Origin of the sequence: Methanobacterium alcaliphilum, assembly GCF_023227715.1 — an archaeon.
In the GTDB taxonomy this organism is placed as follows: domain Archaea; phylum Methanobacteriota; class Methanobacteria; order Methanobacteriales; family Methanobacteriaceae; genus Methanobacterium_E; species Methanobacterium_E alcaliphilum.
This window is the reverse complement of sequence record NZ_JALKIF010000029.1, coordinates 1-2,993: the sequence shown is the minus strand read 5'-3', so window position 1 is coordinate 2,993 and position 2,993 is coordinate 1. Positions and strand designations below refer to the sequence as shown.

The 2,993-nt window shown below is 33.9% G+C and carries 2 protein-coding genes, 1 tRNA gene and 1 pseudogene; 1 reads left to right on the top strand and 3 read right to left on the bottom strand.

Annotated features, from left to right (window positions below; translation table 11 throughout):
• Positions 1-225: 225 nt before the first annotated feature.
• Positions 226-298 (top strand) — tRNA-Ile (locus MXE27_RS11715).
• 428 nt (positions 299-726) lie between these two features.
• Here the strand turns inward: MXE27_RS11715 and trpD are convergent.
• The 3 genes and pseudogenes from trpD to MXE27_RS11700 all read right to left on the bottom strand — a co-directional run.
• Entirely contained in the window at positions 727-1,770 is a 1,044-nt protein-coding gene (gene trpD / locus MXE27_RS11710; RefSeq protein WP_248612635.1) for an anthranilate phosphoribosyltransferase, read from the bottom strand.
• A 16-nt stretch (positions 1,771-1,786) separates the two neighbouring features.
• Complete coding sequence (gene trpA / locus MXE27_RS11705) at positions 1,787-2,626, bottom strand: tryptophan synthase subunit alpha (RefSeq protein WP_248612634.1); 840 nt, start codon at positions 2,624-2,626, stop codon at positions 1,787-1,789.
• A pseudogene (locus MXE27_RS11700) lies at positions 2,623-2,993 on the bottom strand (tryptophan synthase subunit beta); the annotation flags it as partial. The pseudogene MXE27_RS11700 and the gene trpA, both read right to left, overlap by 4 nt.

The following is a 2,993-nucleotide window of genomic DNA, read 5'->3' as shown; positions in this document are numbered from 1 at the left end:
ATACACGGAACAATCAACTACCTACGACGCAAAATGCAAAACTGGACACAAAAACACGGGAAAAATATCAACCCCCAATAACTTTACAACCCCACAGAATCGCAAAGGATATATATGATGAATACTAAATGTTGGAAATACCCCTTTTTTACCCAAAAGAAATGGGATTAAATTTAATATGAAGTTTTTTAAACTTTGTATATCTTATTTTGATGTTTGAAATGGGGGCCCGTGGCTCAGGTGGTAGAGCGCACGGCTGATAACCGTGAGGCCCTGGGTTCGAATCCCAGCGGGCCCATTTAAAACTTTATTTTCCCATAATAGAAAGATATTTCTTAATAAAAATCCTATTTTTAAAATTAACTAATTTAAAAGATTTTAATAGAAATAAATTATATAAAAAATAATCTTAATTAAAACTAAGCCATTTCCTTTTAATAACCTTAAAATTAATTTCACTCCAAATAAATAAAATTTACTTAAAAAGGAATTGAAGATTATATCAAAAAATAATGTGAAAAAATAAGGTAATTAAAAAGGTTTAAATTACCTTGCTCCATTTTGAATATATGTGAAAAGTAGAATATATAATTTATTTTAATAAAAAACTTCAATAATTTATGGTTAGTGGTTAAAGCATTTTCAAATCTTAAATAGCATTAAAATGATTAATGTTTCTTATTTAGCCAATATTTTAAAAAAATTAGGGATTCGGAAGTTATTAATTCATTGTTTGCTACTTTCTGCAAAGTCCAATAATTTTTCAATAGCACGACCAGAAAAGACGGTTTCTCTAGCAATTTCTGTTCCTTGAATTAAGTTATCTGCTTTTCCACTCAAGTAGATAATTGCTCCTGCATTGGCTAAAGCAATATCCAATCTTGCCCTATCTTCCTTAGATTCATTTTTACCCCTGAGAACTGATAAGAATATTTTTAAGTTTTCTTTTAGTGTATCTGGTGCCTTTATATATTCCATTTCTGTTTTTTTAACTCCAAAATCTTCAGGATTTAATTTTTTAATATCAATATTTCCATCTTTAACAAAAGCAATCAAAGTAGGACCTACATTAGATATTTCATCCATTCCCAAATTTTCCCCTACATCCATTCCATGGACCACCATTGCCCTTTTGACACCTATATTATTCAGTACCTCTGCAATTAATTTCACGTATCTTGAATCAAAAACACCGACCAGTTGAATTTCAGCACCCACCGGAGAAGTTAGTGGACCTAATATATTAAAAACGGTTCTTATGCCTAATTTTTGTCGTACAGGCATTACATTTTTTGTAGCAGGATGGAAATTAGGTGCAAACATGAACCCTATACCAGTTTCAATTATATTTTTTGCTACTTTTTCAGAATCCAGATTTATTTTCACTCCCGCTGCTTCCAATATGTCTGCACCGCCACAAGAACTGGTGACTGCCCTATTACCATGTTTTCCAATATATACACCAGAAGCCGCAGCAATAATTGCTGCTGCGGTGCTTACATTAAAGGTTTTAAGTGTGTCTCCTCCAGTTCCACACGTATCCACTAAGTTCAAATCATGAGACAGGTTTACTGGAGTACAAGCATCCCTCATTGCCTTAACAAAGCCAGTTATTTCAGAAGCAGTTTCGCCTTTAGTGGCTAATGATGCTAAAAATGCAGCAATGTGAATGTCACTCGCTTTTCCAGAAATCATTTTTTCCATGCAATTATATGCTTCAGTTTCAGTTAGATCTTTTTTTGAAACTGTTTTTTTAAAGCATTCTATCAATTAAAACACCTGCAAGTTAAAGTTTAGTAGCTTTTTTCAATTCTTTTGTATATTGAGCTACTTTTTGCAGCATTTCATCCTTATTTGAAAGATTTTTAGCAACAATATCAATAATAGCACTTCCCACAATAGCTCCTTCCGCTCCAGCAGAAATTACTTCTTTTACATGAACTGGTTGAGAAATCCCAAAGCCCACCATAATAGGAAGTTTATTATGCTTTCTTATTCGTTTTATAAGGTCAACTGTGCTGGTTTTAATTTCTTTTCTAGCGCCAGTAACACCCATTACTGATACCAAATAAATGAATCCCGAAGAAACTTGAGAAATCTTCTCTAATCTCCCAATAGTGGTTGTTTGGGCGACTAAAAAAATCTGGTCAATATTATTATTTTTAGCAGCGGAAATTGCATCTTCTGCCTCCTCCGGAGGTAAATCTGCAGATAATATTGCATTAACCCCATTAAGATGCGCTTCTTTATAAAATTGTTCCACACCCCTTTGATAAATTAAGTTATAATAAACTAAAAGACCTATAGGAATAGATGTGAACTCTCTTATCTTCTTAACAAACTCAAACGCTTTATCAGTAGTCATATCCGAGTTAAGAGCTCTTAAATCAGCACCTTGAACAGTTGGACCATCGGCAATGGGATCTGAAAATGCAAAACCTATTTCCAATGCATCTGCACCATTATCCACCAAAGTTTTTACTATCTCTAGTGATGTTTCCATATCTGGATCTCCAGCCACAACAAATGGTACAAATGCCCCCTCATCTTTTTTCCCAACTCTTTCAAACATTTCTTGATAACTTTCAACTTTTAAAGAAATTGTATCATTTGTTTTGAAGCTCATACCTCCACCCCCAACAATTTAGCTGCTAAAAACATGTCTTTATCTCCTCTTCCGGAAAGGTTTACTAAGATTGTTTTTCCTTTATTTTCAGGCATTTTTGCATATTTTTCCATATATGCAATAGCATGGGCACTTTCCAATGCAGGTACAATTCCTTCGTATTTCGAAAGTAATTGAAATCCTCGAAGAGCTTCAGAATCAGTTATTGCTTCATAACGAGACCTTCCAATGGTTTTAAGATAAGAATGTTCGGGTCCGACACCGGGATAATCCAAACCTGCCGAAACTGAATAGGCTTCAGTTATCTGACCATCATTATCCTGAAGTACATATGAAAGAGAACCATGCAGTACACCCTCACTTCCAG